The sequence below is a fragment of the uncultured Gemella sp. genome (genome assembly GCF_963525165.1).
Taxonomy (GTDB): domain Bacteria; phylum Bacillota; class Bacilli; order Staphylococcales; family Gemellaceae; genus Gemella.
This window is the reverse complement of record NZ_CAURJN010000005.1, coordinates 23,648-49,708: the sequence shown is the minus strand read 5'-3', so window position 1 is coordinate 49,708 and position 26,061 is coordinate 23,648. Positions and strand designations below refer to the sequence as shown.

The window sequence follows — 26,061 nt, the reverse complement described above, 5'->3', positions numbered from 1 at the left end:
AACACGGATAATTTTTGGATGCTGGATTTTAGTTGTTTTAGTAATATACTTTGTTTACTCTGTGAAAAATAGTGAAGAGAAATAAGTTTAAATGATAAATCCTCTAATGTTAGTATGATACTAATACTTAGAGGATTTACTTTATAGAAATTGTGAGTTATCTTCTATTATTTCTTTAACCTTTTGCATTTGATTATCAAGTTTGGCGCTTATTTCAGCACAGAGCTGAAGACGACGCGCTATTTCTTTTTCTTTCTCTTCACTTAAATTTTTCTTGTATCTAAGTTTATGTTCTAAGCTTGCCCAAAAATCCATGGCGATTGTTCTGAACTGGACTTCCACCGCAATGTGTTCTACTTTATCTGATAGGAAAATGGGAACTTTTACGATAAGGTGATAACTTCTATATCCATTATCTTTATGATTTTTAATATAGTCTTTTTCAGCTATAACCGTTAGGTCATCTTGTTGTTTTAAGGCATCTACAAGTTTATAAACATCATTTTTAAATGAACATATAACACGTACGCCGGCAACATCATAGATATTTTCTTTTATTGTATTTATGTCAAAAGGTAAGTCTAAACGTTTAAGTTTGTTCATTAAACTCATGGGTGTCTTCAATCTAGTATTTACAGATTCGATTGGGTTGCTTTCTCCGTGCAAAGAAAATTCCTTATCAAAAACATTTAATTTTGTTTCAATTTCTAGCATAGCACATTCGTAGTGCATAAATAATTCTACATAGGGCTCTAATTCATTTATTAATAGTGAACTATCATTTTCCATAGAAAATAATTGATCGGTTAGTTTTTCAATTTGTGTTTTTTTCATATACATTTCTCGCTTTATTATTTATTATAATTTTATCATAAATTGCTATATTAAAATACAGTTTAAGTAATAAAAAAATAAATTTTTTATGTATTAGTGAACTTTTTGAATGTCATTTTCAATTAGTGTTAAATAAGGGAAGTGGGAAGCTGTATTATAAATAGTCTTTATTAGAAAATAGTACAGTAGTATACGTTAACCTTGACTAGAGTTGATATAATAGCTTTTTGAGATATATTTATAGAAAACAGAATAGCTAAAAAAATTCACAATTAGAGAAAAAGGCTAGCTAATAAGCTTTCTAGATTTCCCGGAAATAAATGTTGTAGACAGGAAGAAATTTTTGAGATAAGATAGTATTGTAATATTTTTATTTAAGAAAAAATTTATATGGAAATGAGGGATAACATGCAAAATAATAATTTATATTCTTATACAAAGGCAAAAGTAGATAATTTAACTAAAAATTTACTAGTTATAAAAAGGGATGGACGTATAGTTAGGTTTGATGCTGAAAAAATCTATAAGGCGATAGAAAAAGCGGTACATTCAGTATTTGGTAAAAACCATAGTGTTAATATTAATGGTATTGTGGATAATGTTATTTTGGAGATTGCTAATAGATTTAAAGGTAATATTAAAATTTATGAGCTTCAAAATATTGTTGAGCACACACTACTTACTTTAGGTGAAGAAGCTATTTATGAAGAGTACGTTGGATATAGAAGTATGCGTGATATTGAACGTGAGCGTAGTTTAGATATAAATGTAGCGATTGAAAAATTAGTTAATCGTGATGAGAATGTGGTGAATGAAAATGCGAACAAGGATAGTTTAGTGTTTAATACACACCGTGATTTAACTAGTGGAATTGTTGCTAAGGCAATTGGACTTAAAATGCTACCAAAGCATGTGGCTAATGCTCATCAAAAAGGAGATATTCACTATCATGACTTAGATTATTCTCCTTATCAGCCTTTAACTAATTGTTGCTTAATTGATTTCAAAGAAATGTTGACAAAAGGATTTAAAATCGGTAATGCTGATGTAGATAGTCCAAAAAGTATTCAAACAGCTACAGCTCAAATGGCTCAGATTATTGCTAATGTTGCCTCAAGTCAATATGGGGGATGTAGTGCTGATAGAATAGACGAAGTACTTGCACCGTTTGCAGAATTGAACTATGAAAAGAATTTAAAAATGGCTCAAGAGTGGATTGATGATGAGGAAAAACAAAAGGAATTTGCTAAACAAAAGACTAAAAAAGATATTTTTGATGCAATGCAATCTTTAGAATATGAAATTAATACTCTATACTCTTCACAAGGACAAACACCATTTACATCATTAGGTTTTGGGTTAGGTGAGGGCTATTTTGAAAAAGAAATTCAAAAAGCGATACTTAAGGTAAGAATAGAAGGATTAGGAAAAGAGAAAAGAACGGCTATTTTCCCTAAGTTAATTTTTGTTATTAAAGATGGCTTAAATTTAAAACCAACAGATCCTAACTATGATGTAAAACAACTTGCGTTGTCATGCGCAACTCAAAGAATGTATCCAGATGTACTTATGTATGATACTATTACGAAGATTACTGGTAGTTGTAAAACTCCTATGGGATGTAGATCATTCTTACCTGCGTGGAGAAATGAACAAGGAGAACTTGTGGAAAGTGGGCGTATGAATCTTGGGGTAGTAACGTTAAATCTTCCTAGAATAGCTTTAGAATCAAAAGGTAATAAGAACGAGTTCTGGGAAATTTTTAAAGAGAGATTAGAAATTTGTAAAGATGCACTTGATTACAGAGCAAAACGCTGTGGTGAGGCAAAACCTCAAAATGCACCTATTCTTTACATGCACGGAGCTTTCGGTAAACGACTTAAACCTGAGGATAGGGTAAAACAATTATTTGACAATAAACGTTCTACATTATCATTGGGATATATAGGTTTATATGAAGTGGCAAGTGTCTTTTATGGCGGGAAATGGGAGGAAAATTCCGAAGCAAAAGAATTTACTCTTGATATCATGCGTTATATGAAAGAGTGTGTAGATAAATGGACAGAAGAGGGAGACTATTGGTATAGTATTTATTCAACACCTAGTGAGTCTCTAACTGATAGATTCTGTCGAATGGATACTGAGAAGTTTGGTATTGTAGAAAATATTACAGACAAAGAATATTATACAAACTCATATCATTATGATGTAAGAAAGAACCCGACTCCATTTGAAAAATTAGATTTTGAAAAAGATTATCCATATTATGCAAGTGGTGGATTCATACATTATTGCGAGTATCCAGTGTTAAAACAAAATCCAAAAGCACTAGAAGCGGTATGGGATTATGCTTACGATAAGGTTGGATATTTGGGAACCAATACGCCGATAGATAGATGCTATAAATGCGGATATGAGGGTGAATTTGAACCTACTAAAAAAGGATTTAAATGCCCAGAATGTGGGAATAGAGATCCGAAAAGTTGCGATGTTGTTAAGAGAACATGTGGATACTTAGGAAATCCTCAAGCTCGTCCTATGATTAAAGGTCGTCATAAAGAAATTGTAGCAAGGGTAAAACATTTAAAATAAAAATAATCTTAATAGAAGTGATACTGAATTATATATCTAGATGTTGCTTCTATTATTTTTTATTATTATCAGCAAAAAAACTTAATTAAAAACCTTTAAATCCTTTACATTATTCAATTTTTTTGATAAAATCAATACTGATAAGAAATTAGGAGGAGTTTACACATGGGTAAAATATTTAAAGGTGCTTTATTAGGAGCGGTAAGTGCAATAGGAGCTTATTATTATAAAAATCCTAAAGAGTTAGAAAAACACAAAGAGTTATTAAAAGAAAATGCTAGAAATGGTATTGATAGATTAACAGAAATTGTTAATGATAAAATTCAGGAACTAGAAGCACAAGCGCAGGAAGAAAAAGATCTTGCTAAAGAAAAATTAGAAGAATTAACAACATCTGAAGAAGTTGTAGAAGTAGAAGAAAACTTCGTAGAATTAGGAGCTAAGGCTGAAGAGGTTAAAGAAGAAGTAGTAGCAGAAGTAACTGAAACAGTAGAAGATGTGAGAGAAGCTGTACAACCTGCAGTAGAAGAAGTAGCTGCTCCAGTTGTAGAAAAAGTAGAAGAAGTTGTTGTACCAGTAGTTGAGAATGCAGAAGAGACTGTAGTACCAGCTACAGAACCTGTTTTTGAGAAAACGGAAGAAGTTGTGGAGAATGTAAAAGAAGCGGCAGTAGAGCAATACGAAGAAAAAGTGGAGCCGACTTTTGAAGAAATTCATGAGGCTGTAGCTCCAGTTATTGAAAAAGCAGAAGAAGTACATGAAGAATTAGAAGAGGAAGTTGAGGAAAAACCAAAAACAACTCTAGATTCTATCGTTTCTTTATTCGCTTCAAAAGAAGGAAATAAGTAGTATAGATGATATATGATGGAATCGAGGCATGGAGAAATATCTCTTTAGCCTCGGTTTTCTTTATGTAAAATAATTCTATATTAGAAATTACTCAATTTCAAAAAACAGAATACAACATAAAAAAGAGTGACTCAAAAATTTCGATTTCTAAGAAATCGATTTTCTAGAGTCACTTCCTGCAGTAGTTTACTAGATATCTAAAAAGCGTTTAAAAAGCGAATTTAGATATCAATAAACCACTGCGTCTATGAATTTTCATATAAACCTTGTTAAAATTTAGGACTTTTGGGTCAGCACCGTTTTTTATTTCTATAGTCTATCAGCGATTGCTTTTCTAATTTCTTCGAATTCAGCAGGCTCAACTTTTTGAGGTGGCCATTTAACTTCTAAATTGTCGAAGTTTACATCTTTATCTTTATATCTTGGTACGATGTGGAAGTGAAGGTGGAAGACACTTTGTCCAGCATATTCTTCGTTATTTTGGAAGATATTTACTCCGTCACAACCATATGCTTCTTTTACAGCATTAGCAATTTTCGGAAGAACACGTCCAATGTTAGCAGCTGTTTCAGGATCACAGTCAAGAATATTTCTGCTGTGTTTTTTCGGAATTACTAAAGTGTGTCCTTTTGTAATAGGGAACACATCTAGAAAGCTGTATACATGCTCATCTTCATATACTTTATAACTTGGGATTTCTCCATCAATAATTTTTTCGAAAATAGTTTTTTCCATAATTTGACTCCTTATTATTTTAAATTTTGTAGTGTTTCAATTAAAAGTTTTTTCAGGTTTTCGCTAATTTTTTGTGCAGTTTGTAGTACGTGTTCGTGGTCGTGTTTTTTCTCTTGAATTCCTGTAGCCATATTAGTTGCACAAGCTAATACTGCAACTGGAAGTGATGCGTGGTTTGCAGCGATTACTTCTGGTACTGTAGACATACCTACAAGGTCACATCCCATAGTTTTAAATGCACGAATTTCTGCACGTGTTTCGAAGTAAGGACCTTGGAAGAATCCGTAAACACCAGTGTATAATGTAATATCTAATTTTTTTGCAGAATTGTGTAAATTTTCTACTAAGAATGGATCGAATGGCGTAGTCATATCAACGAATCTTTCTCCAAGACGTGGTTCGTTTTCTCCCATTAATGGATTATTGCTAACAAGTGAGATGAAGTCGTCAAGACAAACAATATCTCCTTCGCTGAAGTCTGTGTTGATAGCACCACAAGCATTTGTGATGAATAATCCTTTTACTCCAAGATATTTAACAACGTATGTCATAAAGGCGACATCTTTCATGCTGTATCCTTCGTAATAGTGAAGACGTCCGTTTAATACTAATACATTTTTCCCAGAAATTTTTCCGAAAGTTAGTTTATTTGCATGTCCTTTAACACGGTTAGCGTGTTTGTTTCCTGGAAAAAGTGGAATAGCTTCGTAGCCAAGTTCTTGTTGATCTTCTAATTCTAAAGTGATCCCACTTCCTAATACTACTGCGTAGTCAATTTGTTCTCCAAAATATTTTTTGATGTAGTTTGCCGTCTCTACAATATTTTCATAATATGTCATAATATAAATTCCTCCTGAAAATGCTTTATCAAAGTTATTATAGCATAAAAAATTCAGAAAATATATAATTTTATATTAATAATTATCAACGTTTATATTATTAATATAAATGAGTTTATGTAATTTTTAATGATGCGATTGAAATATAAAAATGAACATCAATAAGTGCTATAAGACTATGATTTATTTAATCAAAAATTTAGTTGTGTTTAAAAAATTTAAAAAAAGTTCAAAAAACATTTGCAAGCGTTTTAAAGATATTGTATTATGTACTTAGTACATAAATTTTTAAGGAGGGTATTATGAAAAAATTACGTACTATTTTTGCAATTCTAGTTGCATTATCATTAATTGTTGTTGGTTGTTCTTCAAAGAATGCTAAGAATGACACTAAATCTGACGGAAAGAGCGGATATAAAATTGGTGTCGTAACTGGCGAAGGTGGAGCAAAAGATAAGAGTTTTAACCAAGCTAACGTAGAGGCAATTCAAGCGTGGACGAAAGCTAATGGTGCAAAAGAGCCAGTTGTTTTAGAAACGAAAACTCAATCGGATTTAACTTCTAATTTACAAAATGCAGCAAAAGTATCTGATATTATTTCTTTAGCTGGTTATGAATTTGAAAAAGAAATTCCAAAAGTAGCGGAACAATATAAAGATAAAAAATTCATGTATGTTGATACTTTTGTTGATGCGCCTAATATTGCTTCATTAATCTTTAAGGAACAAGAAGCTGGTTATTTAGCTGGATATATTGCAGCTTTACAATCTAAAACAGGAAAAGTTGGATATATTGGAGGAACTAAAATTCCACCAGTAGAGCGATTTGGTATTGGGTTTGTACAAGGTGCTAAAGCGGCTAAAAGTGATATTAAAGTAATGTATAATTATAGCGGAACTTTTTCAGATACAAACAAAGGTAAAACATTAGCAGCTACTATGTATGACTCAGGTGCGGATGTAATTTTCGTTGCTGCAGGGAATACAGGTAATGGTGTAATCTCAGAAGCTAAAGAACGCGGTATTATCGATATGTCTAAGAGTGGAGAGATTAAACACTGGGTTGTAGGAGTAGATAAAGATCAATACGAAGAAGGTATTTTTAAAGGGAAAGATAAAGACGGAAAAGAATATCAAAAATCTGCTATCTTAACTTCTGCTGTCAAAAATATTGAAGTAGCAGTTACTAAAATATTAAATGAAATCAAAGAAGGTAAATTTACAAAAGGTGAACATGTCTTTGGTATTAAAGAAAATGGTGTAGGAATTCCAAAAGAAAATCCTAACTTAAGTGATGAAGTTAAAACAAAAGTTGCTAGTGCTATCGAAGAACTAAAATCAGGTAAAGTTGAAGTAGTAGCTACTGGAGATGAGCTTAAAGCTAAAGGAGCAGCTACAAATATCGAAGGAGAACTATAAAAAAATTTAATGTTGGAATCTCTATAGAACTTTTAGTTTTATAGAGATTTTTTTATTTATCTACAACTATTAATATGTGTTAATTATTTATAATAAGAGTACTTTATTTTAATGTTCGTAAAGTTCTAATTCTTTAATAAATCCTTTTTTACAGTGTTATTTTAATTTATTTAATTAATGTGTAATAATTAATAATGTGTAAAAATTCGTATAAATATGAAAACGTTATTAATGTTTTGAAAATGCTTTATAATTCTAAAATAATTCTATGGAAACAAAGGAGAATAGATATGATATAGGCTATGAATGTTGTTTTTATAGCTTTTTATAATTATAAAACGAACATTATAAAAAAATGTTAATATTTCAAAAATAAATTATTGAAGTTTCAAAGATAATGTGGTATTATTTAGATATAAACAATATACAAATAAAGGAGACTTTTTATTTATGAAAAAGGTATTTTCGTTAATAGCAGTTGTTTTATCAGCAGCATTAATTATTGTTGGATGTTCTTCTAAATCATCTAACGGAAATTCATCTTCTAACAACTCTGGATTAAAAATCGGTGTTGTAACTGACGAAGGTGGAGCAAAAGATAAAAGTTTTAACCAAAGTAACGTTGAAACTGTAAAAGCTTGGGCAGAGAAAAATGGTGGGAAAGCACTTAACCCAATCGAAACTAAAAACCAAAGTGACATTGCAGCTAACTTACAAAATGCAGCAAAAGCTTCTGACGTAATTTCATTAGCTGGTTTCTACTTTGAAAAAGAATTACCAAAAGTTGCAGATTCATTTGCAGATAAAAAATTCATTTTCATCGATGGTGTAGTTCAAAACAAAAACGTTGCTTCTGTAACATTCTCAGAACACGAAGCCGGATACTTAGCTGGATATGCAGCAGCTTTACAATCAAAAACTGGTAAAGTTGGATACATTGGTGGAGCTAAAATTCCTGCAGTAGTTAAATTTGGTGTTGGATTCGTTCAAGGTGCTAAAGCAGCTAAAAAAGACATCAAAGTTGTTTACAACTACAGTGGTTCATTCAATGACACTAACAAAGGTAAAACTTTAGCAGCAACTATGTTTGATGCTGGTGCTGACGTAATCTTCGTAGCAGCTGGTGGTACTGGTAGCGGGTCTATTAAAGAAGCTCAAGAAAGAGCTACTAAAGATCTTAAAGAAAGCGGAGAAGTTAAACACTGGATCGTTGGTGTAGATAAAGACCAATATTCTGAAGGTGTATTCAAAGCCAAAGATAAAGACGGAAAAGATGTTGAAAAATCAGTTATCTTAACTTCAGCTGTTAAACGTATCGACGTAGCAGTTGCTAACATCTTAGATGCTATCAAAGCTAACAAATTTGAAGGTGGAACAGCTAAAGTCTTCACTATTAAAGAAGATGGTGTTGGACTTCCAGCAGAAAACCCTAACTTAAGCAATGATATCAAAGCTAAAATTAAAACAGTTGTTGAAGATCTTAAAGCTGGAAAAGCAACAGTTGCAGCTGATGCAGCTGGTGTAGCTGACAAAGCTAATATCGACGGAGAACTTTAATTTTAAAAAGTTTATAGTAAAAAGGCCTAGCAAATGCTAGGTCTTTTTTTGTAAGGAATTATTTTTATATTTCTTAAATAGTATTAAAAAATTTATATTGAATTGAGGATAATTTAAGTTAGAAAAACCGTATTTTATTATAAAATATTAAAACGAATACAGTATAGATTTTAATTAATTTACCATGCAGAAAATTAATATTAAATATAAATAAAAAAATACCTTAAAAAGCTATACTAGTTTGTCGAAATATATTATAATATATAGTATGTAAGAATATATAAAAGAGAGGTAAAGATATGTACGCTATAGAAATGCTAAACATAACTAAAAAGTTTGGCGACTTCTACGCAAATAAAGATATCACTATTCAAGTAAAGAACAATGAAATTCATGCCTTACTTGGTGAAAATGGTGCTGGAAAATCTACGTTGATGTCGGTTCTTTTTGGTATGTACCATCAAGAAGCCGGTGTTATTAAATTGAATGGTACGGAAGTTGATATTAAAGATCCTAAGCATGCTAACAAACTAGGGATAGGTATGGTTCACCAACACTTTAAACTTATTAAAAACTTTACTGTTGCTGAAAACATTATTTTAGGGATGGAAGAAGTAAAAGGTGGGAAAATTGATTTAGATAGCGCGGCTGAAAAAATCAGTGATTTATCTAAAAAGTATGGTTTAGAAGTTGATCCTAGAGCATTAGTTGGGGATATTAGTGTAGGGATGCAACAAAGGGTAGAAATCCTAAAAATGTTATATAGAGATGCAAACATCTTAATTTTTGACGAACCTACGGCAGTGTTAACTCCTGCTGAGATTAAAGAATTCTTAGCTATTCTTAAAAATCTTCAAGCAGAAGGGAAAACTATCTTATTAATCACTCACAAACTTAACGAAATTATGGCTGTTGCTAATCGTTGTAGTATTATTCGCCGTGGTGAGTACTTTGGAACTGTAGAAATAGCAGAAACAACTAAAGAACAATTAGCTAGTTTAATGATTGGTAAAGATTTAGAAATTATTAAATATGAGCGCTCTAGAGAAGGTAAGAAAAATATTCTTGAAGTTTCAGGGGTATATGCAGATACTGCTGAGAAAAAAGACATCCTTCACGATTTCAACTTAAATGTACGTGAACGTGAAATTCTAGGTATCGCAGGGGTTGATGGAAATGGTCAACAACAATTTGTAGAAGTACTAAATGCTTTACTTAAAGAAACAAAAGGGAAAATTATTTTCGACGGAAAAGAAATCAATTCATTATCTACTGCAAAACGTAAAGAGCTTGGACTTGAGATTATTGCAGAAGATAGACACAAAGATGGTCTTGTACTAGACTTCAGTGTTGAAGAAAACTCAGTTTTAGAAAACTATTACACAGAAAAATTCTCAAATCGTGGATTCTTGAAGAAAAATGTTATCTCAAAATTTGCGAAAGAAATTTGTGAAAAATATGATGTTCGTAAAGCTGGAGATGAGAAAATTTCTGCACGTAGTATGAGTGGGGGTAACCAACAAAAACTTATTATCGGACGTGCTTTAGAATTAAATCCGAAATTATTAGTTACAACACAACCTACTCGTGGACTTGACGTTGGGGCTATTAATGGTATTCATAAAATGTTAATCGACTATCGTGATAAAGGTAACGGTGTATTATTAATTTCATTTGACTTAGATGAAATCTTAACATTATCTGATAGAATTGCAGTTATTCACAATGGTAACATCATTGATGTCGTGGATAATGATGAAAATGTAACAAAAGAACAACTTGGTCTGCTTATGGCAGGGGTTAAGAAGTAGAGAGGAGAACGTATGTTAAAAAAAGTTTTAACTAATGCGGTGCTACCAATATTAGCTTCATTTATTATTGGGGCGATTCTTATTTCAGCGATAGGGGCAGCACCAGGAGATGTGTTTGGAGTAATTGGAGATATTTTCTCAGACTCAAACAGTATAGCTGAAATTTTTGTATCAACAATTCCATTAATTTGTACTGGATTATCTGTCGCGTTTGCATTTAGAACAGGTTTATTCAACATCGGTGCAGAAGGTCAATTCATTATGGGTGGACTTTTCGCTGGACTTGTTGCGATTAAAATGGAAGGTATGAACTTCTATTTAGTATTAATTACTAGTATTTTAGTTGGGATTGTAGTAGGTGGTCTTTGGGCAGCTATTGCAGGTTACTTGAAAGCTAGATTCAATATCAGTGAAGTAGTTGTAACAATTATGTTAAACTACACAGCTTTATATTTTGTACAATTTGCAGTGCCTAAATATATTAAAGGAACTAATGATATTATTTCTAAACCAATTGTTTCAGCAGATGGAACTGGGTATTTACAAAATAGTTTAGTTGAAGGTATTTTCAACAACTATCGTTTAGGAACAGATTTATTCTTAGCTATCTTTAGTGTTATCATTTTCTATATTGTTATGGAAAAAACAGTGTTCGGATATGAATTACGTTCTGTAGGTTTTAACCCGAATGCATCAAAATTCGTAGGTATGAAAGTTAACAGAAACACTGTGTTATCTATGGCTATTTCAGGAGCTTTCGCCGGTCTAGGTGGTGCTCTTTACAACATGGGACCTGTAGGGCAAGTAGTTGCAGGTTCAACATTCCAAGGATTTGGATACATGGGAATCGCGGTTGCTTTAATCGGTGCTAATACTGCTTTAGGATCATTATTAGGAGCATTATTATTCGGATTCCTAGGAGTATTAACTCCACAATTATCATTCATCGGTATTCCAAAAGATATCGCGAATATTTTAATCGGATTAATCGTATTATTCGTTGCAGCTAAAGCTATCTTTGATAACAAGTTGCTTGATAAATTATTTAGTAGTAAGAAACAGAAAGGAGACAAATAGATGGATACAGTATTATCACTATTAGACTCAATGTTACAATATACTGCACCAATTCTTATAGCTGCCATCGGTGGTTTCTATTCAGAAAAAAGTGGGGTTGTTAACATTGCCCTTGACGGTTTCGTAATCTTTGGATCATTCATCGCCTCACTATTAGCATTATCAGTGTTCGATGGATCTCCAACATTATTCCAATTAGTAATTTGTTTAGTTGTTGCAACACTTGCAGGTGGGTTAATGTCATTAATCCACGCATATATCAGTATTAATTTAAAAGCTGATCAAGTTATCTCAGGTACGGCGATTAACTTAATTACACCAGCTATAGCATTATTCTTAGTTAACCACTTTAATGGTACATATGAATTATTATTAGCAAGTGGTTTCCCAAGATATACAGTATTTGGTAAATTTACTATTTATCCAACAGTATTTATAGCTGTAATCTTAGTAATTGTAACATATTATGTAATTTATAAACGTCCGTTCGGATTACGTTTACGTTCTGTAGGGGAAAACCCACAAGCCAGTGATTCACTAGGATTAAACGTATTTAAATATCGTTACATTGGGGTATTTATTTCAGGATGTTTAGCAGGATTAGCTGGAGCTATTATTGCTACTACATTCTCTCAAGGATTTAACGCAGCAATCACAGTATACGGATTCGGATACTTAGCATTAGCAGCATTAATCTTCGGTAAGTATAACCCAATTACAATTACATTAGCTTCGTTATTCTTCGGAGGAACTAAAGTATTTGCTGAGAAAGTTTCTATCTTAGCACCAGACCTACCAATTCCGGTATCATTCTGGAACATGTTCCCATTCGTAGCTACAATAATTGCACTTATCGTATTTTCTAAGAAAACTGCTACTCCAGAAGCACTTGGTATTCCATACGATAAAGGTTTAAGATAATAAATATGGTAGTCTTTGAAATTTATAAGTTTCAGGGACTACTTTTTTGTTATCAAATTATGATATAATATAAGTAAGCAAATAAAAGGAGATAGATATATGAATAAAAAGTTATTAATGTTACTTGCAGCAGGAGCACTAGTTATAACAGGTTGTGCAGGAAAAGATAGTTTAAAAACTTCGGATAAGAAAAATACAGAGCAAAAAGAAAGTAAGACAGAGAATAAAGAAACAACTTCAAAAGAAAAAACAGAAGTTAAACATGATTTAGCTGCTGCAGAAAAATTAGCTCACTTAGTTGCTATTTCAGGAAATGATTTATCAAGATTAAATGAACAAACAAACCTATTGGCGTGGATTACTCAAGATAGATCTACAAAATTCAATTCTCCAGAAGGAGTGCCATTAGCAAAAGTTTCAGTACAGGATTTTGTAGATGTAGTTAATGAATTTTCAGATAAAACATATTCTAAAGAAGAAGCGTTAGAGCTATTACAAAGTCCTGCTTTCAGCGAGCTTGCTGGAAAATCTTTAGGAGCGAATGCATTTCCTAAAGATAGTGAGATATACTACTACAAAGAAGACAATACACTTGTATTTGTGTCTGTAGTAAGAGGGCATAATTATCCACAAGAATTAGATAAAAAAGAAAACTGGAAAACAGAAGGAGATAGCATTAAAATTGATGTACTAGATGCTATGACAAAAACAAAAATTTCAACAATAACATTGAAATTAAATAAAAAAAATTATACAGGTGGGCACAGTAAATCTAAATACTACGTTGCTGAAGTGAAGACTGCGTAGAAAAGAAAATATAGAGTGATAGAATATTAAAAAGAAATATGGTAAAGGGATGACGACGTTATTAACTGTATTAAATAGTGAGAAGAAAAGCTTAGAGATAAGTGAAATATTTGATTCTAGTAAATACAATGTGTTAAAAGCTGTAACTTTTTCAATTGATTCGAACTTTTACAATAAGTACTTGGAAAACTTTGAAGAGACAACAATAACAGTAGGTATTCAAGATAGTGAAGTTCAAGAAAGAGCATTAGGTTCAAGGAAGCAAGCTATTCATCAATTGATAAATAGTACAAAAATATTAAATGATGGCACGCCTATGAGACTTATAGAAGAATTAAATTCAGAACTTCAAGAAAAAGTTACTAAAAATAAGTTTAATATAAGAATACCAATAGACAAAACCATTCATAGTAAGGTGTATCTATTAGAAAATACTCAGACAAAAGAAACAAGGGTTATTATAGGTTCTGCAAATTTATCTACACAAGCATTTTCAAACAGTACTAATCAATTGGAAATAGTAGAAATTAGAGATAATGATGCTATTTTTGAAATATATAATGAATATTATGAGAATACAATAATTCCTGCTACTCAAAACTTATTCACGAAGTCTGTTTTAGATAAAATAACTAAGAAAAAAGACAAAAATCCTGATTTAAATATTAATTTCACACCAGAGGAAACTTCTGAGTTGAAAGTGAATACTATTAGTGATTTTTATGATGAAGTTCAGAAAAAAGTTACGATTGGTGAGATAAAACAAGAGTTAATAGAAGATTTGAAAGAGGAAAAAGAATTCGAACAAATCCGTGCAGAGGAATTTCAACAAAAAGCTAATGAGCTAGAATTTGCTTTGAGAATCACTAATAGTGTGGTTAATAGAAGAACCGGAAATACTGCTAATAGTGATACGAAACTTTTAGATAAGGCTAAGATGCGTACGAATATTAAAAAATATTTACAACTTCAAATTCAGGCTAAAAAAGTAAAATCGGAAACTGCCCCAAGGGAGCTTATTATAAATAAACCTGCACTTAGAACAGAGAACAATAGTGGATTATCACAGGGGATAAAAATAGAGAGTACGATAAATCCAGAGACGAAAGCTTTAGAAGAACGTTTTTCTTATTATCCAATAAGTGAGAGGTTAACTGATGCAGAAATTAAGGAAAATATTGGGATTATTTGTAAATTATTAAAAAATTACGAAGATTTTGTCCCTAATTATACTCCTGAATATGGGAAACGTGTAATGGAGACAATATTATATACATTTACCTCACCATTTATAGGTGAGATTAGAGAAAAATTTACATTAGGAAATGAAGCTTTGGATATACCTTTATTTGCTATTGTCGGTGGAACAGGGGGCTCTGGTAAGTCTAATTTACTTAATATATTAAATAAGATGTTAGGGCTGACAACGGATAATAAAATACCAACGTACAATGAGTTGGTTGACAATGATACGAGAAAGGATTCTGCAACGCGCCAACAAATCCGTTATTGGATGCTTAATGAGGATAATGTCGCACCTTTACTTGTTGATGAGTTGCCAAGTGATTTCTTTAATGGAAAAGGTGAAGATTTGATTAAAGATATTTCTAATCAAGCGGAAAATCAAATACATTTAACTCCTGCATTTATTTGTACGACTAATGCAGAAGCAATTGGTTCTAAATCAGAGGCCCTTAGTAGAAGAATATATTATTTATTAAATGATCGTAAATTTGATTCGCAAAGATGAGCAGAAACGACAGATAGATATATAGAAGTTTACGAGAAAATTAATTCAGGATTGTTTAGAGATTTTGTTTTGAGATTTTCTAAAAAACTTATGCAAGATGATTTGAATTGGAAACATTATAGTGGAAATAAATTAGATTTCTTATACTATACTCGTGAAATATTTAAAGAATATTTTGAAATCGCAGGAATTGAATTGCCTGACTTTTTCCTACTTTCGCGTGTAGATGATGCTACGAAAAATAATATGTTGATGTGGCGAAAACTGTATATAGGTTCTCCAGAATTGTTTAAAGAAGTTAAAGGGGAGCAAGAGGAGAGAAATATTTACATGATTAAGATGAGCGAACTTGATCATAATTTCCAAAGTTCTAGGTATGGAGTGGATAATACTAAACCATCAAAAGTTTATTCGGAAGCATTAGAGAATAAGGTTTTGAGTTCAAGTAAAACAAATGCAGATCTATTTGTTGAAATTTTCCAAGATTCTTTCCACGAATGGATAAATGTTCCACTAAAATCAGATGATAAGAAAGAAAATATTGTAGAAGAAGAAAAACCTGAAGATACAGAGGAGAAAATTGGCTTTTTCCAAAGATTATTTGGAAAGAATAAGTAATTTATAGAGTTTTATTTACATATTACCTATCATAAAAAAGGTAATAGGCCTTCAAATTTATCTGAATTTTGGAGGATTATTGATTTTTTATTAAAGGGATTTCAAGTGAGGAACCTAATTGAATTAAATAGATTTGCAACATTTATAACAACTAAAAACGTAGTTAAATTAGGATTTTTCATTCAAATTATAGTTGTAATATCAGTTAGAACTAATAATCATTTCCTTACTTTGTTCGTTAAGATTAAAGTTCTTGTTGCATACGCTGTACCTAAGAATTATGTCGTCGTTATACTCCTAATAATTCAAATGTACACCGCATTATTCCCACTCAATAGTAGATTCTTACCCGTGAGCCCCCGTATATCAACTTTTAAAGATAAAAAAGCTAGTTTTGGTGGGGTAATTGGTGGGGTTGCCTTAAATTGATTTTAATACTTGATTACCATTAAAATTTATAAGGCTTTTCTTAGGTCTATTATATACTATATTTCCTTCCATTTCTAGTGCGATATGTTCATCTGCACCAGTCCACAAATGCGAATAGTGTTTTAATGTTATTTCTGGTGATGAGTGACCAAGTCTCTTACATAATATCAATATAGATATATTAAATTCATTTATGAGATAACTAGCGTGACTATGTCTTAATCCTTTAGCTTGAATTTTTTTGACTCCAGCTAGTTTAGAATATCTAGCAATTATTCTTGATATGGTAGATTTAATCATAGGTAAACCATCATAAGAGAAAATAAAATTATCTTCATTGCCTAAACCAATAGTTTTTTGAGTTTTTTTCCATTTTTTTAAAATTGAAATCGTGTCTGAGTCTAGACTTATAGTTCGTCTACCATTTTTAGTTTTTGTGTAGGGGTTTATTGTCCACTCCTCTTTAGATTGTATTATTAGCATATTGTGAATACGTAACTTTTTATTTTTAAAATCTACATCATTCCACCTTAAGGCACAGCCTTCATTAACTCTAATACCCGTCATGAAATAAATCCATAACATAATAAAGTTCAAATGCTCATAAGTATTTTCTATATATATTTTAGATATTACAGCTTCAAATTCTGATTTTGTCCAGTATGGAACAGTAGCTTTTCCTTTAGGTATTGCTTTTACACGCTTTGATATATTTTGTTCTACATATCCCATTGTTAATGCAAAATCTAATGATTTTCTAAAAGCTCCGAATATTAGGCTTGCGTAACTTTGAGAATATCCAGGACCACCCGATTCCTCTGAAGTTAAAAGCCAAATTCTATAATTTTGAACTTGTTCTAATGATATAGAACGTAATAAAGTATTAGAAAATCTATCTCTTATATCCTCTAGAATTTTCTTTTTTATACTAAAAGTGCTTTTATCAACTGTAGATTGATAATAGGGAATATAGATAGAATCCATATATTGTTTATAAGACATTCTATAGTTAGAGTAGCCTTGTGCCTCATGATACTCATTTTTTATTCTAGTAAGTTCTTTGTATGCTTCAACTGCTGACGAAAATAGTTTTCCATTCTTATCTTTTCTTCCTTTTTTTCTGATTCTTTTCCCAGTTATTTTATCAATTCCAAGCTCAGTCTGATAGAAGAAGTTACCTTTTTCATCCTTGTATACTCCTGTATATTTAGTTTTAGTTTGTGCCATTAGAATTTCCCTCCGAAGTATTATTTACTTGAATAGAAATTCCTAATATATTTTCAACTACTGATTTAGGAACACGTCCTAATCTTTTATTGTTATAAAATGCATACCCTTGTTTTACCATAATTTGCTTCGCTTGTCTAATAATTGATATTGAAGTATGTTCTTTATAACCTAATTTCATTAATTCCGTTTTACTTATTGTACAATTATTTAACATGTTTATTATAATCTCCTTGATATTTATTTTTAAATTTGAGATAATAACAATAAATAGTAATATTGCTATTTAATCTTTTGGTTATCCTTTTTTGCTTTGGTCGGCGGAAGGATAATCTTTTTCTATCCAATTCATATTTCTTATAATTTTTTTAATTATAATTTTTTTTAGCTCATCTTTCTTGTATGATTTTGGATTTGAGAAAATATATAGATACTCTGTATTTTTTCTATACCATATTCCTTTCCGTTCTTCTTTTGGAATTACTCGTTTATATGGGGTAGATAATAGGAATTTGTCAGTAACCTCTATTTGTAAATCTATTCTTCTATAAAATTGGTCAGAATCTTCGCCCGCTGAATCTTCAGCTTCGTAAAAGAACTTACCGGGAGCGTGAGGCGCTGTTAAGATGATAACTTTAGAAATTCCCTGCTTATTGTGGTAGCGTGCAGAAATGGGTGAAATAGAGAAAGGGTCTAAGAGTTTAAGCCAATTTGAAACATTCATACTACTACCTCGTATGTCATCAAGCAATAATATTTCTTGTGAGTTAAACTCATCAAATGCGTTAGTTGATGCTGTAATGCAGTGTTCCCAGATTTCTCCAGAATAGTGTAATGCAAGATGTTTAATTGTTTTTATTAACTCTTTTGCAAATCTAGTTTTACCAATACCACTATGACCTTGTATATAAATAATAGTCTTTTTAAATTGTCCATCTTCTAAGTCATTAATAGTCTTTATAGTTTTCTTTTCGTTGTATGTGTCTATCGCCTCATTAACTTTTCTTTTATGATGTAAATATATAGTATAGTATTCATTGGTAAGCAATATTTTATCTTTATTTATCTCACCATTTGCAATTTTAGAGATAAGCCAGTCGACACTCAAATTTGTTTCTTTAGCTGTTTTCGTTGCTCTTCCTTTAAACCAAGTATTAATTCTTTTTTTGTATATATCCATATAGTTTTCACCAAGAATAGTTAATACTTCTTCTGGTTTATATTGATGTTTATTTTCATCTTTAGCGTGAATCAAGTATGCCAAGCAATTATCGTAACCATACCTTCCAGATTTAAGCTTTTCTAAATATTGTGGATTTATACCAATAGCTAATGCTATATTGTTAAGCGTTGCACCTTTTTCAAATTTAAATAGTATATGTATATGTTTTGGTTTAAGTGTACTGTTATCTTCGTATAAGTCTTCATCATGAAGTATGGAATATACTTCAGATGGTATAATATCATTACTTTTTAATTTTGAAATGATTTCATCTAAAAGTGGTCTTAAATCACCATTATTTGCTGTTGTTATTGAGTCTTTATTTTCCCATAAATCCCAATAAGCAGGGTCTAACTGTTGAACTAGCATTATTGTTTTTAAAATTGCTTCTTTTTTTATCATGGATTATCTCCTATTCTGAGAATATTTAAAATCGATTTTTAATTATTCTTTTAATTATTCTCTTGATTTTTCTTGATTTTATTTTTTTGAAAATCGACTTAAAGCATTGATTTTATTGGTTTTTTACTGCGTGGAACATTGACAAGCCCTGTTCCACGCAGGCGTTAGGAATTAATTAATAATTAACTCCATAATTTTAAAATAGTAAATTATGCGAAGAAAGTGTCGTAACATTCATAACTATCCATTAATGATTTCGCAAAATTATATTTGATTTTGAAACGATGTTCAAATTCGGACATTTGAATTTGTTTCTCTTCCAAACTCCTTGTATCATAGAAATATTCCATAATTTCATCGTAAAATCTCTCTGAAGAAATATATAAGTTAATAAAAGCATTAGATAATAATTCCACATCAAACGTACTTTTGGCAATATCCACAAGGAATAGATATTCATTAAATATCCATTCTTCTATTTCACTGATTTTATCATTGTTATAATCCTCTTCTCGCGTAAGTGCACGAAGTGATTCATCGTATAATCGTGCATATTCTCTTAAAATTTTTTCATTTAAAACAAAATTATATTGTTTTATTCTTCTCATTTCTTATTCTCCTATCTTATATCTTAAAATTTTTTAAAAAACGGGGTTTCATAAAAATGGGGTGTTTCCCATTTCCTTCCCGATCCTTGTATTCTGGCAATTCCTTGCCCTTTCTTGTAACTTCGTTTAGGTAGGTCTGCGAACCCACTCATTAGATATTGTCTCTCCGTTGGAGAATCAGCAGCCCCACCAAGCATAATTACAGCATCAGAACAGTTTACTCTAGCTAAGGATGGTAAAAATCCTTCTTTAGTTGCAAATTGCGATATTGCAATTATATGTATCCCAGCACTTGCTCCTGTAGCTGAAAGTCTGTTAATTGCTGTTATCCATCTGGATGTAATTTTTAGTGTTTTATCTGTTTTATCAAGTGATTCAAGAGAAGCGTTTAAATTACCGAGTTCATCAAAGAAAATGGCTATATTAGGCATATCTTTCATATCTAGGTATTTATCCTTCCCAGCATTATTGATTTCTTGTAGTCTATTATCCATTACAGAACACCAATATTCAGCACGTTCAACAATTTCAATAGGGTCACTTTTCCCGTTGAATTCTTTGACGTATCTGTCGTATTTTGCTGAATTATATTCAACAATCCAGTTCTGTAAGAGCATTAATCTAGCCATATATTCACCAGCAAGAACTGACTTACCTGCACGTGTGCGTGCTATTATTGACAAATGAGCGGTAATATTGCATTGCCATACAAGATTTTTAGCTAGCCTAATATGGTGTTCACATTCAGAGATATTTTCTTTTATATCACCAGTATTATCAATAATTAATCTTTCTGATGTTATGCTGTCTTCAAAATAAAATAGAATAAAACTATCATCAAGTGTTAACTCAGAGCTTACAACGGAATATTTTTGATATTTCCCAGACAATACTCCAGATATCTTTTGTTCAAATTTATCACGGTCCGCCCTGTCAAAATTTGAAATATTTTCTATAGCTATAAAACCTTCTTTTAAAGAACTATCAAGAAATACGTATATTTCTGGCATCTCTTCACCGTATCTAGTAGAATTACTAAGTTTTAGCACATCAGTAATTGTTTTATCATTAAATAACTTATTTATTCTAGTAGCTAATTTATTTGCTTCCTTATTCATTTTATCTATCTCTAATACAGAAACCTGTTCTCTGTGGTTAAGTGAAATTACTAAGCAGAAAATAATTAATGATAATAGACTTATAGATAAAATAAAATTGTAAAGTAAGTACTTTTTAAAGAAGTTATATATTATAAATGTAAGTACCAATGAAAGGAAAATAGTTATTATCAAAACCACCGATATAATCTGATGGTTTTGATATTTACTATCCTTCTTCTTGATAATCCTACGGTACTTACTCATTTCGTTGAGCTACTTCGACAGATTCCGCAGAGTACCAGCCATTTCCAGTCGATGTAGCACCTCCACGTACATTTTTAAATACCAGAACTGTACTAAATTTAACATCTACTTTTTGAGGTGCTTTAATTGTGTACTCTAAGTTGTTTTTTGTATCTACAATGGAATATTTAAATCCACCTTCGACTTCATCTATTCCCCCTGTTGAAAATACAGGAAGTTGACGAATTACATCTGCTGTATACTCCTTACCAGTTGTCTTACTTGTTAGTACAACTTGTACTGTAGGGTGTTTTAACACCTCTGATAGTGTTTTATTCCAATTAGGTTTAGCCATTGCTAAGCCCTCCTTTCAATTTATTAAATATTATTTTTAGTTGTATATGTGTCATAATAATATTATAGTAATATATTATAAGTGCTTCCCCTTTCAAATAAGGCAAATCCTTAACATCTTTAAAACTCCTAAAGGAAAATTTGTATGGTGAATACCATATTTCATAGAGTTCGTTAGGAACAGTTTTAAAATATGTATCTTTTGAAATTCTTTGATAAGCAACATTCCCATAATTAGCTAGTATATGTGCTTGAAAACGTTCAAGATTATAATTAAGCATTTATTTTCAACTCCTTTCTATTGCTTGATATTATCATGAGTGTTATTTGAATAACACTAGGTTACCTCCTTACATATTATTATAGTTCAATATATTATGTATTGCAAAGGTATTGTAGTATAATTTTAAGTGAGTAAATACACAACCTTATAGTTTTATACTAATAGCATGTAAATGGCATTATAGTTATCTTATCCGTAAATAATATATTACATTTCACTTGTGTAAAAAAACATATTATGTTAAAATATTAAATAACAAAATACTAAAATTGAGGAGTGAAGAATTATGGAGATAGCTTTGCAAGATTTTTTTTGTGAGAAGGCATCAAATAGGATAGGAAAACTTATTAAGAAAAAGAATTTGAATTCTTTTAAAGTCTATGAGGATAACGCTACCCTTATAACATGGATTGTAAGAGGGGAGCGAACAAAGAGAAATCCATATTTATTAACTGAAACATCCACTAATAAAATATTAGAAAGTTTATATGGACAAGGATTATCAGAGTTAGAGCGAAAAAGGATTAGTAGAATGCTTTACTGGGGAGATAATGAAGAAATCTCAGAGTATATTTACGATTTAATGAAATGTATATGTAAAAATCTGACAGAAGAACAGCAGGAAATACTAGATGATACATTAATAGATGATATATATTTTGCAGAGACTAAAGCATATAAGGAGATAGTGAATGAAATTAATGCTCCGCGTATAGGTATTAATATAGAAGAATTAGAATCTGAGGATATACCTGTTTCCAGATATTTAGCAGAAAAAGAGTTACTTGAAAATATAAAAGATGAATTCTTAGAAAAATTTATAAAATTTCTTGATTCTGCTAATATAGTGCGAACAAAAGAAAATGGAAAGAATGTGTATATTGATAAAGGTATCACATTTAAAAATCAGTTCGATACTGATAATATTGTTGAGATTTTTCTAGACATAGTTAAAAATCATAAAATACCAACAGAAGAATCTATAGGATTCAGAGTGTACTCAATCGTGAAAAAAGATATATCTAAATTAGATTCTTTAATAGAACGAGAGTTAGTATATGATACAGTATATTCTGCTTATAGTAAAGATGAGATTTTAGAAGCAGACCTTAATTTTCAGCGTAAAATAATCGAAGCAGGAGAAATGTATATAGACTTTCTAAAATATACTTATAGAAAAAGAAATCAAATTTTAGATAAGCTGAATAAAGAGGGAGAAATTTAGTTATACAATAGATAAAATACAATATTAAGCTAACAATAATTTCATTAATGTTAGCTTTAAAGATATTAAGAAAAGCACTATTCTAAAAAATTTAGAAAAGTGCTTTTTGTGTGCACAGAAAATAGTTAGTTATCATTTCTAAAATTACCTAAAATAATTCATAATAATCTTATTATTTTCATGTAAAAAAAGCTTGCGTTTTTTTTTTTTGATATAATGGTCTTAATTAAATTATATAAATTAAATTTTTTCCTATTTTCATAGGAAGACAAATTATAGAAATTTGGAGGATATTATGGAAAAATCGAAAAAAGCCGTATCTTACCTACTAGCAGCGGCTGCATTAACTACAGTAACAACAGCTAGTGTCAATCAAAACGTTAAAGCAGAAAATGACGTAAAAGTAACTACTGAACCTAAACAAGAAACTGGTAAAGTAAGTACTGTTGTATTAGAAAATGAGCAAGGTGCTGTAATCCGTGTTACTGCTCATGAAGATGTTCAGAAAGTTAAAACAACATATACGGTTGACGGAACTCAAGCTAAAACTGTTAACTTTGGTAATTTAACTAAAGGACAAGTAAAAGACATTCAAGTAAACTTTGGAGCACAGAAGTCAGCTGTTAAAACAGTAAAAACATTACCTAACACAGCTGTTGTTAGCGACCGTGTGGAATTCGCTAAAACTGTGAAATCTCACGCTATCAAAGGTTCTGTAAGCTTTGAATATGAAACTGCGGAAGTAGCACCAACTACACCTGTTGTAACACCTACAGTTCCTACTAAACCAACTGACAGCGTTAAACCTGTAAAACCCGTTGATACAACTAAACCTGTTACACCTACTAAACCAGTTGACACAGTAAAACCAACTGAACCAACAAAACCAGTAGATGTAACTAAACCATCTGAGCCTGTTAAACCTGTAGATACTACAAAACCAACAGACCCAGCTAAACCAGTTGAAAAACCAACTACTCCAGTAGGAACACAACCAAAAGATGAACCAACTACTCCAACTACTCCAAAAGGAGATAATGGAACTTGGAAAGAAGAAACTCGTACTCGTACAGTGACTGTAGATGAAGAATATACAGAAAATACAACTGAAGATGTTTACGAAACTAAACAACTATTCGACGATTGGTTATACCTATCTAACAATGGTGTTCGTTACCAAGAACTAGGTTGGTACGATGATTTCCCAGGAAATGTACTAGGAGATTTACAACTTAAAATCTTTACAGAAAAAGGTATCAAAGTATCAGTAGACACTGAACGTAAAGTTCGTGAAACTAAAAAAGTTAAAGTTGGTACAAAAACTGTACCCGTAACTAAAGTTCGTAAAGTGCAAAAACAAGAAACTTACACTGTATGGGTGAACGTAGATTCAGGTACTGAGAGAACTACACGTCCATAATAAAGAGAATAAAATAATAGAGGTTGTCACAACCCGTGATAACCTCTAGATTATTAATTGTAAAACATAGAAAGACTATGGTATAATAAAACTATAGCAAATAAATAAATCACATAAACAGGAGAAACAATAAAATGAAAAAATCTAAATTAATCTTATCTTACCTACTAGCAGCGGCTGCATTAACTACAGTAACAACAGCTAGTGTTAATCAAAATGTTAAAGCTGAAAACGACGTGAAAGTAACTACTGAGCCAAAACAAGAAACTGGTAAAGTAAGTGCTGTTGTACTAGAAACTAAACAAGGTGCTGTAATCCGTGTTACTGCTAATGAAGATGTTCAAAAAGTTAAAACAACATATACAGTTGACGGAACACAAGCTAAAACTGTGAACTTTGGTAATTTAACTAAAGGACAAGTAAAAGACATTCAAGTAAACTTTGGAGCACAGAAGTCAGCTGTTAAAACAGTAAAAACATTACCTAACACAGCTGTTGTTAGCGACCGTGTGGAATTCGCTAAAACTGTGAAATCTCACGCTATCAAAGGTTCTGTAAGCTTTGAATATGAAACTGCGGAAGTAGCACCAACTACACCTGTTGTAACACCTACAGTTCCTACTAAACCAACTGACAGCGTTAAACCTGTAAAACCCGTTGATACAACTAAACCTGTTACACCTACTAAACCAGTTGACACAGTAAAACCAACTGAACCAACAAAACCAGTAGATGTAACTAAACCATCTGAGCCTGTTAAACCTGTAGATACTACAAAACCAACAGACCCAGCTAAACCAGTTGAAAAACCAACTACTCCAGTAGGAACACAACCAAAAGATGAACCAACTACTCCAACTACTCCAAAAGGAGATAATGGAACTTGGAAAGAAGAAACTCGTACTCGTACAGTGACTGTAGATGAAGAATATACAGAAAATACAACTGAAGATGTTTACGAAACTAAACAACTATTCGACGATTGGTTATACCTATCTAACAATGGTGTTCGTTACCAAGAACTAGGTTGGTACGATGATTTCCCAGGAAATGTACTAGGAGATTTACAACTTAAAATCTTTACAGAAAAAGGTATCAAAGTATCAGTAGACACTGAACGTAAAGTTCGTGAAACTAAAAAAGTTAAAGTTGGTACAAAAACTGTACCCGTAACTAAAGTTCGTAAAGTGCAAAAACAAGAAACTTACACTGTATGGGTGAATACAAAAACTGGAGAAGTTCGTACAGAGCGCCCTTAAGACATAAATAATAACCACCTCTTTTCAGAGGTGGTTTTCTTTTTTTAATATAATTCTTTATTACTAAGCATTAAAATACTCTTGTTTAATTTTTGTAATCAGATTTTTAGCAACCGAAGTTACCCCAACATGCATCAATTCCGGATCAGAATAATCTAGATTACGAGCATAAATTTCCGCAACAGTCTGAGCAATACGCTCATCCAATTTATAATTAGAGACTTTTAATAGTGCATGAGATAATTCTGAACTATATATTTTAATATTATTTTCCAATGATACTACTGCCATTTTTGTAACTCCTCTCCTGTTTTTGATTGATAAACCTTCTCTATTTTCATTATATCACAAAATATCCAACATTTATGCTTTAATTTCTAAAATTTAAAACGTATTTGTCAACCTACTAGAAACAAAAAGGTAACTGAAAGTCTTACCAAGGAAAATGATTGAAGATAAATGTAAAAAGATGTATAATGAA

Annotated in this window: 25 protein-coding genes; 14 read left to right on the top strand and 11 right to left on the bottom strand. The window is 31.2% G+C overall.

What is annotated here, in order from left to right; genetic code table 11:
* Positions 1–141: 141 nt before the first annotated feature.
* Positions 142–834 (bottom strand): GTP pyrophosphokinase family protein, encoded by a 693-nt coding sequence (locus RWQ74_RS01840; RefSeq protein WP_314396246.1) that lies wholly within the window; start codon positions 832–834, stop codon positions 142–144.
* Between the two features lie 408 nt (positions 835–1,242).
* Between RWQ74_RS01840 and nrdD the strand changes: the two genes are divergently transcribed.
* Together nrdD and RWQ74_RS01830 are read left to right on the top strand one after the other, a co-directional pair.
* Positions 1,243–3,426, top strand: coding sequence for an anaerobic ribonucleoside-triphosphate reductase (nrdD, locus tag RWQ74_RS01835; protein ID WP_314396244.1), 2,184 nt, complete (start codon positions 1,243–1,245; stop codon positions 3,424–3,426).
* A gap of 165 nt (positions 3,427–3,591) precedes the next feature.
* Complete coding sequence (locus RWQ74_RS01830) at positions 3,592–4,275, top strand: hypothetical protein (protein WP_314396242.1); 684 nt, start codon at positions 3,592–3,594, stop codon at positions 4,273–4,275.
* Between the two features lie 309 nt (positions 4,276–4,584).
* Here RWQ74_RS01830 and RWQ74_RS01825 read toward each other — a convergent pair whose 3' ends face one another.
* A complete protein-coding gene (locus RWQ74_RS01825; RefSeq protein WP_314396240.1) occupies positions 4,585–5,010 on the bottom strand; it encodes an HIT family protein in 426 nt (141 codons plus the stop codon).
* A 14-nt stretch (positions 5,011–5,024) separates the two neighbouring features.
* Positions 5,025–5,849 carry a purine-nucleoside phosphorylase gene (locus RWQ74_RS01820; RefSeq protein WP_314396238.1) on the bottom strand — a complete coding sequence of 275 codons (825 nt, stop codon included), beginning with the start codon at positions 5,847–5,849 and terminating at the stop codon, positions 5,025–5,027.
* Positions 5,850–6,151: 302 nt separating this feature from the next.
* Between RWQ74_RS01820 and RWQ74_RS01815 the strand changes: the two genes are divergently transcribed.
* The 9 genes from RWQ74_RS01815 (at position 6,152) to RWQ74_RS01775 (ending at position 16,237) form a co-directional block, all read left to right on the top strand.
* Complete coding sequence (locus RWQ74_RS01815; protein ID WP_003144540.1) at positions 6,152–7,267, top strand: BMP family protein; 1,116 nt, start codon at positions 6,152–6,154, stop codon at positions 7,265–7,267.
* A 450-nt stretch (positions 7,268–7,717) separates the two neighbouring features.
* Entirely contained in the window at positions 7,718–8,824 is a 1,107-nt protein-coding gene (locus RWQ74_RS01810) for a BMP family ABC transporter substrate-binding protein (RefSeq protein ID WP_314159869.1), read from the top strand.
* 299 nt (positions 8,825–9,123) lie between these two features.
* A complete protein-coding gene (locus RWQ74_RS01805) occupies positions 9,124–10,635 on the top strand; it encodes an ABC transporter ATP-binding protein (protein WP_314396237.1) in 1,512 nt (503 codons plus the stop codon).
* Between the two features lie 12 nt (positions 10,636–10,647).
* Positions 10,648–11,712, top strand: coding sequence for an ABC transporter permease (locus RWQ74_RS01800; protein WP_294683653.1), 1,065 nt, complete (start codon positions 10,648–10,650; stop codon positions 11,710–11,712).
* On the top strand, positions 11,713–12,633 hold the full coding sequence (locus RWQ74_RS01795) for an ABC transporter permease (protein WP_048801993.1): 921 nt from the start codon (positions 11,713–11,715) through the stop codon (positions 12,631–12,633).
* Between the two features lie 99 nt (positions 12,634–12,732).
* Positions 12,733–13,440, top strand: coding sequence for a hypothetical protein (locus RWQ74_RS01790; protein WP_314396233.1), 708 nt, complete (start codon positions 12,733–12,735; stop codon positions 13,438–13,440).
* Positions 13,441–13,489: 49 nt separating this feature from the next.
* The gene (locus RWQ74_RS01785; protein WP_314396230.1) at positions 13,490–15,190 is read left to right on the top strand and encodes a phospholipase D family protein; all 1,701 of its coding nucleotides are present in this window, start codon (positions 13,490–13,492) and stop codon (positions 15,188–15,190) included.
* Between the two features lie 69 nt (positions 15,191–15,259).
* Positions 15,260–15,808, top strand: a complete 549-nt coding sequence (locus RWQ74_RS01780) for a hypothetical protein (RefSeq protein WP_314396228.1) — start codon at positions 15,260–15,262, stop codon at positions 15,806–15,808.
* Positions 15,809–15,913: 105 nt separating this feature from the next.
* Entirely contained in the window at positions 15,914–16,237 is a 324-nt protein-coding gene (locus tag RWQ74_RS01775) for a hypothetical protein (RefSeq protein ID WP_314396226.1), read from the top strand.
* Here RWQ74_RS01775 and RWQ74_RS01770 read toward each other — a convergent pair.
* The 7 genes from RWQ74_RS01770 to RWQ74_RS01740 all read right to left on the bottom strand — a co-directional run bounded on the left by RWQ74_RS01770 (position 16,229) and on the right by RWQ74_RS01740 (position 21,674).
* Positions 16,229–17,464 (bottom strand): site-specific integrase, encoded by a 1,236-nt coding sequence (locus RWQ74_RS01770; protein WP_314396224.1) that lies wholly within the window; start codon positions 17,462–17,464, stop codon positions 16,229–16,231. The two genes, RWQ74_RS01775 and RWQ74_RS01770, sit on opposite strands and share 9 nt — an antisense overlap.
* Entirely contained in the window at positions 17,451–17,681 is a 231-nt protein-coding gene (locus RWQ74_RS01765) for a DUF3173 domain-containing protein (protein WP_314396222.1), read from the bottom strand. Before RWQ74_RS01765 ends, RWQ74_RS01770 begins: the two co-directional genes overlap by 14 nt.
* Before the next feature lie 81 nt (positions 17,682–17,762).
* Positions 17,763–19,055, bottom strand: a complete 1,293-nt coding sequence (locus tag RWQ74_RS01760; RefSeq protein WP_314396220.1) for a Rep family protein — start codon at positions 19,053–19,055, stop codon at positions 17,763–17,765.
* A 242-nt stretch (positions 19,056–19,297) separates the two neighbouring features.
* Positions 19,298–19,696, bottom strand: a complete 399-nt coding sequence (locus tag RWQ74_RS01755) for a hypothetical protein (protein WP_314396218.1) — start codon at positions 19,694–19,696, stop codon at positions 19,298–19,300.
* Positions 19,697–19,719: 23 nt separating this feature from the next.
* The gene (locus tag RWQ74_RS01750; protein ID WP_314396217.1) at positions 19,720–20,814 is read right to left on the bottom strand and encodes a cell division protein FtsK; all 1,095 of its coding nucleotides are present in this window, start codon (positions 20,812–20,814) and stop codon (positions 19,720–19,722) included.
* 238 nt (positions 20,815–21,052) lie between these two features.
* Positions 21,053–21,394, bottom strand: coding sequence for a hypothetical protein (locus RWQ74_RS01745; RefSeq protein WP_314396215.1), 342 nt, complete (start codon positions 21,392–21,394; stop codon positions 21,053–21,055).
* Positions 21,387–21,674 (bottom strand): hypothetical protein, encoded by a 288-nt coding sequence (locus tag RWQ74_RS01740; protein ID WP_314159845.1) that lies wholly within the window; start codon positions 21,672–21,674, stop codon positions 21,387–21,389. The genes RWQ74_RS01745 and RWQ74_RS01740 overlap by 8 nt, the downstream gene beginning before the upstream one ends.
* Positions 21,675–21,962: 288 nt before the next feature.
* Between RWQ74_RS01740 and RWQ74_RS01735 the strand changes: the two genes are divergently transcribed.
* The 3 genes from RWQ74_RS01735 to RWQ74_RS01725 all read left to right on the top strand — a co-directional run bounded on the left by RWQ74_RS01735 (position 21,963) and on the right by RWQ74_RS01725 (position 25,580).
* Positions 21,963–22,901 (top strand): hypothetical protein, encoded by a 939-nt coding sequence (locus tag RWQ74_RS01735; RefSeq protein ID WP_314396212.1) that lies wholly within the window; start codon positions 21,963–21,965, stop codon positions 22,899–22,901.
* A 295-nt stretch (positions 22,902–23,196) separates the two neighbouring features.
* Positions 23,197–24,321 (top strand): hypothetical protein, encoded by a 1,125-nt coding sequence (locus RWQ74_RS01730; RefSeq protein WP_314396210.1) that lies wholly within the window; start codon positions 23,197–23,199, stop codon positions 24,319–24,321.
* Positions 24,322–24,455: 134 nt separating this feature from the next.
* The gene (locus RWQ74_RS01725; protein WP_314396208.1) at positions 24,456–25,580 is read left to right on the top strand and encodes a hypothetical protein; all 1,125 of its coding nucleotides are present in this window, start codon (positions 24,456–24,458) and stop codon (positions 25,578–25,580) included.
* 63 nt (positions 25,581–25,643) lie between these two features.
* Here RWQ74_RS01725 and RWQ74_RS01720 read toward each other — a convergent pair whose 3' ends face one another.
* Positions 25,644–25,871, bottom strand: a complete 228-nt coding sequence (locus tag RWQ74_RS01720; protein WP_314396205.1) for a hypothetical protein — start codon at positions 25,869–25,871, stop codon at positions 25,644–25,646.
* Positions 25,872–26,061 lie beyond the last annotated feature (190 nt).

Excerpts from the sequence above, each read along its gene's own strand:
- RWQ74_RS01840 (WP_314396246.1), bottom strand. The coding sequence starts at position 834 with ATGAAAAAAACACAAATTGAAAAACTAACCGATCAATTATTTTCTATG.
- nrdD (WP_314396244.1), top strand. The coding sequence starts at position 1,243 with ATGCAAAATAATAATTTATATTCTTATACAAAGGCAAAAGTAGATAAT.
- RWQ74_RS01830 (WP_314396242.1), top strand. The coding sequence starts at position 3,592 with ATGGGTAAAATATTTAAAGGTGCTTTATTAGGAGCGGTAAGTGCAATA.
- RWQ74_RS01825 (WP_314396240.1), bottom strand. The coding sequence starts at position 5,010 with ATGGAAAAAACTATTTTCGAAAAAATTATTGATGGAGAAATCCCAAGT.
- RWQ74_RS01820 (WP_314396238.1), bottom strand. The coding sequence starts at position 5,849 with ATGACATATTATGAAAATATTGTAGAGACGGCAAACTACATCAAAAAA.
- RWQ74_RS01815 (WP_003144540.1), top strand. The coding sequence starts at position 6,152 with ATGAAAAAATTACGTACTATTTTTGCAATTCTAGTTGCATTATCATTA.
- RWQ74_RS01810 (WP_314159869.1), top strand. The coding sequence starts at position 7,718 with ATGAAAAAGGTATTTTCGTTAATAGCAGTTGTTTTATCAGCAGCATTA.
- RWQ74_RS01805 (WP_314396237.1), top strand. The coding sequence starts at position 9,124 with ATGTACGCTATAGAAATGCTAAACATAACTAAAAAGTTTGGCGACTTC.
- RWQ74_RS01800 (WP_294683653.1), top strand. The coding sequence starts at position 10,648 with ATGTTAAAAAAAGTTTTAACTAATGCGGTGCTACCAATATTAGCTTCA.
- RWQ74_RS01795 (WP_048801993.1), top strand. The coding sequence starts at position 11,713 with ATGGATACAGTATTATCACTATTAGACTCAATGTTACAATATACTGCA.
- RWQ74_RS01790 (WP_314396233.1), top strand. The coding sequence starts at position 12,733 with ATGAATAAAAAGTTATTAATGTTACTTGCAGCAGGAGCACTAGTTATA.
- RWQ74_RS01785 (WP_314396230.1), top strand. The coding sequence starts at position 13,490 with ATGACGACGTTATTAACTGTATTAAATAGTGAGAAGAAAAGCTTAGAG.
- RWQ74_RS01770 (WP_314396224.1), bottom strand. The coding sequence starts at position 17,464 with ATGGCACAAACTAAAACTAAATATACAGGAGTATACAAGGATGAAAAA.
- RWQ74_RS01765 (WP_314396222.1), bottom strand. The coding sequence starts at position 17,681 with ATGTTAAATAATTGTACAATAAGTAAAACGGAATTAATGAAATTAGGT.
- RWQ74_RS01760 (WP_314396220.1), bottom strand. The coding sequence starts at position 19,055 with ATGCTAGTTCAACAGTTAGACCCTGCTTATTGGGATTTATGGGAAAAT.
- RWQ74_RS01755 (WP_314396218.1), bottom strand. The coding sequence starts at position 19,696 with ATGAGAAGAATAAAACAATATAATTTTGTTTTAAATGAAAAAATTTTA.
- RWQ74_RS01750 (WP_314396217.1), bottom strand. The coding sequence starts at position 20,814 with ATGAATAAGGAAGCAAATAAATTAGCTACTAGAATAAATAAGTTATTT.
- RWQ74_RS01745 (WP_314396215.1), bottom strand. The coding sequence starts at position 21,394 with ATGGCTAAACCTAATTGGAATAAAACACTATCAGAGGTGTTAAAACAC.
- RWQ74_RS01740 (WP_314159845.1), bottom strand. The coding sequence starts at position 21,674 with ATGCTTAATTATAATCTTGAACGTTTTCAAGCACATATACTAGCTAAT.
- RWQ74_RS01735 (WP_314396212.1), top strand. The coding sequence starts at position 21,963 with ATGGAGATAGCTTTGCAAGATTTTTTTTGTGAGAAGGCATCAAATAGG.
- RWQ74_RS01730 (WP_314396210.1), top strand. The coding sequence starts at position 23,197 with ATGGAAAAATCGAAAAAAGCCGTATCTTACCTACTAGCAGCGGCTGCA.
- RWQ74_RS01725 (WP_314396208.1), top strand. The coding sequence starts at position 24,456 with ATGAAAAAATCTAAATTAATCTTATCTTACCTACTAGCAGCGGCTGCA.
- RWQ74_RS01720 (WP_314396205.1), bottom strand. The coding sequence starts at position 25,871 with ATGGCAGTAGTATCATTGGAAAATAATATTAAAATATATAGTTCAGAA.